Source organism: Cloacibacillus sp. (genome assembly GCF_020860125.1).
In the GTDB taxonomy this organism is placed as follows: Bacteria; Synergistota; Synergistia; order Synergistales; family Synergistaceae; genus Cloacibacillus.
Genome location: NZ_JAJBUX010000069.1, coordinates 61,698 through 68,550, shown reverse-complemented (window position 1 = coordinate 68,550; position 6,853 = coordinate 61,698). Strand labels below are relative to the sequence as shown.

The 6,853-nt window shown below is 43.1% G+C and carries 5 protein-coding genes and 1 pseudogene; all 6 read left to right on the top strand.

The features are described 5' to 3' along the window. Nucleotides 1–1,345: pseudogene (locus LIO98_RS08785) on the top strand (hypothetical protein); the annotation flags it as partial. 74 nt (nucleotides 1,346–1,419) lie between these two features. Further along, nucleotides 1,420–1,776: a hypothetical protein gene (locus LIO98_RS08780; protein ID WP_291955642.1), complete on the top strand. Its 357-nt coding sequence runs from the start codon at nucleotides 1,420–1,422 to the stop codon at nucleotides 1,774–1,776. A 219-nt stretch (nucleotides 1,777–1,995) separates the two neighbouring features. Next, nucleotides 1,996–3,363: an MmgE/PrpD family protein gene (locus tag LIO98_RS08775; RefSeq protein WP_291955639.1), complete on the top strand. Its 1,368-nt coding sequence runs from the start codon at nucleotides 1,996–1,998 to the stop codon at nucleotides 3,361–3,363. A 27-nt stretch (nucleotides 3,364–3,390) separates the two neighbouring features. Continuing rightward, entirely contained in the window at nucleotides 3,391–4,848 is a 1,458-nt protein-coding gene (locus LIO98_RS08770; protein WP_291955636.1) for a trimethylamine methyltransferase family protein, read from the top strand. Between the two features lie 33 nt (nucleotides 4,849–4,881). Continuing rightward, nucleotides 4,882–5,523, top strand: coding sequence for a corrinoid protein (locus LIO98_RS08765; protein ID WP_273310265.1), 642 nt, complete (start codon nucleotides 4,882–4,884; stop codon nucleotides 5,521–5,523). 31 nt (nucleotides 5,524–5,554) lie between these two features. Then, nucleotides 5,555–6,796 carry an NAD/NADP-dependent octopine/nopaline dehydrogenase family protein gene (locus LIO98_RS08760; RefSeq protein WP_291955633.1) on the top strand — a complete coding sequence of 414 codons (1,242 nt, stop codon included), beginning with the start codon at nucleotides 5,555–5,557 and terminating at the stop codon, nucleotides 6,794–6,796. Nucleotides 6,797–6,853: the final 57 nt, after the last annotated feature.

Below are 6,853 nucleotides of genomic sequence, written 5' to 3'. Positions count from 1 at the left end.
ATATATATATATGCCGTCTTCACTTATAGCCGGTTTTATAGCATTGTTCTGCGGTTGGCAGTTCCTTGATATTTTGCCGTTTGCGGTGAGAGAAAACGGTTCGCCGTATATGTCTTCCTACCCCTACCTTCTAGTAGTCGTTCTATTTGCCGGGCTCTTTCTTGGCAAAGAAGAGAATGCCCCGAAAGTTAAATTCGGAAATGTAGTCAAGGAGATCGGCGATACGTTTTTTTATAATCTAGGTTCAGAGTTTTGGCAGTTCGGCGCGGCTCTTTTGTTTGGGCTTCTGGTGTTGGCGCCGCTGTTCCCTTCACTGAATCAGGGGTTTGCAATCATGTTGCCGGCAGGATTTGTCGGTGGCCATGGTTATGCCACAGCAATTGGGCAGACGTTTCAGAATTATGGCTGGGAAGAGGCAATGACAGTAGGCTATACCTCTGCGACGGTTGGATTGCTAACAGGTATTATTGGTGGAATGATACTTATAAATATAGCCACAAGAAAAGGCTGGACCAGATTAGTAAAAGATGTGTCAAGTCTTCCTGAAAGCATGCTTACCGGTTTTGTCCCTGAAAAAGAACGTGTATCGATGGGCAAAGAAACAGTTAATCCTATTGCGCTGGATCCTTTTACATGGCATTTTGCCCTGGTAATGGCGGCCTTTGCAATAGGATATTACGTTTATAATTTGACCAAAACGGTTATGCCTGGTAAGTATGAGATACCTATGATGTGTCTTTCTATGCTGGCTGGTGTTGTCATACAAAAACTATTAGACGGTATGAAACTGGGAAATTATGTAGATAAACATGTGACCAACCGTATCGGTTCATGGGTTACTGACTATCTTGTAGCTTTTGGCGTAGCAAGCATTCAAATTTCTGTCGTTGTTAAGTATGCTGTCCCAATGTTGTTGCTATTCAGTTTTGGTGCTCTATCCTGTGTGATGGTCTGTATGGTTCTTGGCCGCAGGCTGTTTCATAATTTTTGGTTTGAGCGCAGCATCTTTGTCTTTGGATGGAACACCGGAGTTGTTGCGATGGGAGTTACACTGTTACGGGTCGTTGACCCAAGTTTTAAAACAAAAACGCTTGAAGACTATGGCCTAGCGTATGTGTTCATCTCATTCTTTGAAATAGCGATAGTGTCTATAGTTCCTAGCCTTGTGGCCAACGGAATTATCTGGGCACCAGCCATCGTTCTCACAGTTGCAGCGGTTGGTTGTTTCTTATTGTCGGCTGTAACTTGCGGATATTACGGTAAGGTGCCTCCCACAGCATTACGTGAGGGAGAAGAGGCAGTCATCAAAGATTTCCAGTCTTCTCTGGAGAAAAATCCTGCATGATGTGATTTTATTTTATAAAGAGATAAAAAGCCCTGCCATAGTTAGGCAGGGTTCTTTATTAGGGAGGCGAAAAAATGGGTTTCATAAATTTCATTTTATCGATGATAATAATGTTATTTTTTATATATACTTGGGGTAAAATAAAAAGAAAAATAGCATACAATAGATTTATAAAGGCAATTGATTTGCTCAATGATAAAAGGTATTTTGATGCTATAAAACATTTAGAGAATATTGGTGATGAATTAAAATACGACAGTATGTATTGGTTTTATTTAGCAACCGCCCTTGCGTGTGCAGGTTCCATTAGTGATGCGAATGAAGCTGCTGAGAAGTCGTTAAAGTTGGATGCAAATAATGTACATGCAAAGAATATTTTAAAACATATCAAAAAACAGTACCTACCTCGAGAATCTACTAATTGTAATTAATAACTAACATAAAAATCAATAAGTATATATCAATGAGAGTGTATTGATATTAATGAATAAATCAAATCAGATTTTTATATTTAGGACTTGAAATATTTCATTTCATATAATATAATATAAGAAATAAAACATTTCATGTTAATAATTAAGAAGCAAAAAATTGTTTTGTGTTAGGCATCACGTTGGGTATCTTAGGTAAGTAATGCGAATTACATTTGTATGAAAATTTTAGAGAAAGGTGTCATAGTAATGAAAGAATATCTCAACAAACACAGTGAACAGCTCTATGAATATGTGTTGAACGAGCGTTTTTTAAAGGCGCCACAACACATTCAAGCAATGTTGAAACGAATAGTCGTTGACACGTTTGGAGCCATTATTGCAGGCACGGAGGCACCGGTAAGCCGCATTACGCGTGAGGTTGCTAATGCTCAATATGCTCCTGGAAAATGTACTGTCCTAGGACAGAGAGGTAAGCTGGCAATGGTGGGAGCTGCTTTCGCGAATGGCGCGTCCGCCAATGCTTTGGACTGTGACGACGGTAACAGACCAACAAAGGGACACTGCAGTGCTTCTATACTTCCTGCGATATTCGCATTGGCGGAAGATATGCAGCTTTCGGGAGAACGTTTTCTTGACGCGCTGCTTGTCGCCTATGAGATTGGAATCCGTGCCTCTGTTCTAGTACATAAACTGCGGCCGGATTATCATTCTACAGGTTCATGGAGTGGACTTGGCATCGTTGCGGGACACTGCAATATAAAAAAATACGATATGGAGACATTTTTCCACGCACTTGGCATAGCAGAAGGATGGGGTGCCTATTCTCCGATGATGCGCGGAGTCGATTACCCGAATATGCTGAAGGATGCAATTTCCTGGGGCAGTATGTCCGGCACGGTTTCAGCACTTATGGCCGAAAAGGGCCATACTGGCATACCGCCGCTCTTTACATTTAAAGAGGCTGAACCAGAAATAGATACTCTCGGTAAGAAATACAGAGCTGAACAAAACTATTTCAAACCATTCTGTGCCTGCCGTTGGACTCACGCTGGCGCCTATGCAGCGAAAAATCTACTTGACAAGTACCATTGTGATGTAAACGACATAGCGGAGATAAAAATATGCTCTTTTGAAGAGGCTATCAGACTGCCATATTCTGAACCCTCCAATACTGAAAACGCACAGTATAATATTGGTTTTCCGATAGCCTCTTATCTTGTCTACGGTCAGGTTGGTCCTCGCCAAGTATTAAATGAGTTTAGGAATGAAAAGATCTTAACGTTAATGTCCAAGATGAAAGTTGAGCATGACCCTGAACTTCAGGCACTTTTTCCTACCACCAGCAAAACTAGACTAGAAATAACTATGAATGACGGTGCTGTCTATAAAAGCGAAGCCATGCAGCCAGAAGGTGATTATAATTATAAGCCATTTGACGATGTGTCAATAAAAGAAAAATATATGCGTTTTGTCTCTCCTGTGCTTGGCGAAGCCAAGACGGAAGCATTTTATGAAAATGTCATGAACATTGAAAAATTTTCTGCGGCGGCCGACATCCTTAAAGGACTTGATTTGTCCAACTAGCAGGTTGTTTGCGAAGGAGTTGTTATTATGAGAAAAGTAAAAAAAGAAAGTGTTAGGCATTACATTTCACCAGAATATAAGCTACATATCCTGGGTGATGAGAAGTGTCGCAAGATAGACGCATATGCGAGGCGCATAATGGAAGAAATTGGCATGATCGTCGGTGATGAGGAGATCAAGTCACGTCTACTGGACAACGGGGCGAAAGAACTTGGAAAAGGCTATGTTTCCATTCCCGGTTCTATGGTGGATAAGGCGCTGAAGACAGTTCCCTCTTCTTTTAAGCTTTATACGGTGAACGGCGAGCTTGCTATGGATATAAACAAAGTAAATAAATACTTTGGCGGCTCTACGAATAGCCTAACGTATGTTGATCCGGTCAGCGGCAAGATAACGGTGCACACGATGGAAACAGCGTCAAACGTAGCTAAGGTGGCCGACGCCCTTCCAAATGTCAATTATCTTGCCAGCAATGGGCTTGTATCAGACTGCGATCCTGCCATTGCAGGTCGTATGTGTTTTGCCAATACTTTGAAATATACAACTAAACCGATGTATTTTAGTCCGGACTATGCGCCAAGCTACAAAGACATAATTGAATTGTCAAGGGATATAAAGGGCGGAGCGCGGGCTCTCAGAGAGAAACCATTTTTATTTGGCTACTGTGAACCTGTACCTCCATTTAACCACAGCGGCGACAGCTTAAGGAAGCTGATGATATGTTCTGAAGCCGGAGTTCCCTGTATTTATATGCCATATTCTATGCGCGGCGGTACGGCACCAATCTTTCTTGCCGCTGCCTTAGCTCAGAATTTTGCGGAGATCCTTTCAGGACTGGTCATACAGCAAATAGCATATCCAGGAGCAGCTTTTATCGCTGGAAGTATGCCGACTGTGCTTGATATGAAAACGACTACTGGTTCGTATGGCGCTCCTGAGTTCCATTTCGGAATAGCCGCATCGGCTGAAATGTCAGATTTTTATAATCTGCCATTCTTTGGCACCGCTGGCTGTACCGATTCGCAGCATCTTGATATGCAGGCGGCGTCTGAGGTGACTATGGCGGTGCTTTCAACAGCCCTTACAGGTGCCGACATTGTGCATGACTTTGGCGTCATGAATCACGCCTCTGCTATCTCACCGGAGCTCTATGTCTATACTAATGAAATCTTAGATATGCTTCGGGTTTATCAGGGGGGTATTGACTGTTCTGACGAGGCCTTTTTATTTGATACGATCAAAAAGGTTGGTCCCAGGGGACATTACCTTGAAGAGGATTCCACTCTGGATAATTTTAAGTCTGTTTGGTATTCCAGGATATTTGATAGAAGTCTAACCGGAGAGATACCAGCTGATTCTTTTGCACAGAAGATAAAGCAGAAGACGTTGACGCTTATCAATGCGCCAGTAAATCCGGATATCGATCCGTTGATACTGCGGATTCTGACAGAACACGAAAAAAAGTGGAAGAAACTTATAGATTAAACATTAAAAAATTAGATTTAAGGAGAGATCAAGATGAGCCAGATACTGGAAATGATTGCCGAGGCATTAGTAGATGGGGCTGTCAGTACTGTAAAGACAAATGTACAGAAAGCAGTTGACGAAGGGATACCGGCAAAGGAAATATTAAACGATGGTCTGCTTGCTGGTATGGATGAGGTCAGCGTTCTGTTCAAAGACGGGGAGATGTTCGTTCCAGAAGTGTTGGTATCCGCGAAGGCAATGCAGGCTGGCGTCGAAATTATCAAACCTTTGTTGCTTGCGGCGGGTGCAGAACCGTCGGCAAAAATTCTAATGGTGACGGTTGAAGGCGACCTTCATGATATCGGTATTAAATTGGTGGGAATGATGCTTGAGGGGGCCGGTTTTGAAGTGATCAATATTGGTGTGGATATACCAGCCGCGGAAATTGTTGCGAAGGTTAAGGAAATTAAGCCTGATATCGTAGGTCTTTCCGCGATGTTGACCACAACAATGGCCACAATGAAGGATGTAATAGATGCCCTTAAAGAAGAGGGGCTTACCGACAAGATGCCTGTAATGGTCGGAGGCGCCCCGCTTTCTCCAATGTATGCGGAAAAAATAGGCGGATTTTACTCCTCTGATGCAAATGAGGCGGTAACGGTAGCAAAACAGCTTTTGTCTGTTTCAAAGTAAAACTCATAATTAAATTATGGAGGTTCATGTAATGAGTAAAATGGAATATCTGAAAGATATGCCGATAGCGGTTCTCGGCGGCGGAGCAGTTGGTAAGACTTGTGCGGCGGATGCAAAATTGGCTGGACGCGAAGTTCGTCTTTACGACATGATGCCGTTTGCCGAGACGACGCTTGCCAATATTGATAAGACAGGCATTCTGCTTGATGGCGTACAGCGTAACCTGTACTGTTTTGAGCGTTCCGGCCGCGCGTTCTTTGATATTGTAACAAGTGATATAGAAAAAGCGGTAAAGGGAGCGGGGCTGATCGTAGTCGCTGCGCCTGCGATGGCTCATGAGCCATTTTTCCGGGCTCTCATTCCTTACCTGGAAGATGGACAGGTCGTTCATATCTTTACCGATAATTTTGCCACGTTGCTGCTGCGCAAACTTATGCGTGAGATGGGATGTACGAAGAAAGTGATAATCGGCGGATGGTCATCAGCACCTTATGGAACCAGAATCGAAAATGTCAACGGCTTTGCCTTCCCGCATGTTGGTGTAAAATACCGTGCGATTACACTGAGGGGCGCCTCTCTTCCAATGTCTGATATCGATGATTTTCTTGAATCATCGAAATATCTGCCCTGCATCGACGCCGTGACACAGGGCAACGGTCCGGAGGCGGGAAATACCGTACTGGATATAGGCTTTGCCAATATCAACCCTGTTATCCATGTTCCCGCTACGATTCTTGGCGTGTCGACAATGGAGAACTGGGGGAAAATCTTCGGGGGCTACGATAAGAACAGTTACTCGATGTACTGCCATGGTTTATGTCCTTCCATTTGCGAAGTACAGTATCAATTCTACGAAGAAGAGAAAGCCATCGCAAAGGCAATTGGTGTTGGTACCCCATCCTATTCCTATGAATCCTTCTTCTCACGCCGCAGCGTTTTGACCCAGGAATATATGGGACTTAACAAAGACGGAAAGGATAACGTTGTCTTTCCGTTGGATCAGCCTTCGACCGAAGGCAATTTAGGTCCGAATAATATCAACCATCGCTACTTGACGGAAGATGTTCCGGTTGGATGCAAGATCTATCATGATCTTGGCGTTCAGTATGGTGTAGCTACGCCTGTCATTGATTCAATGATAATTCTTGCAGGTGCGATGCATAAGAAGAGTTTCTTCGAAACCAGCAAATATAGCTTAGCTTACCTAGGCATTGACAACATGAGCAAAGAGGATCTGCTGGAATATCTTAACAACGGAAACTATCGGAAGTAAGTTTATTTTTCTAATAAATGCGTAGGGATGAGATGGTTAATATTATCTCTACGCATT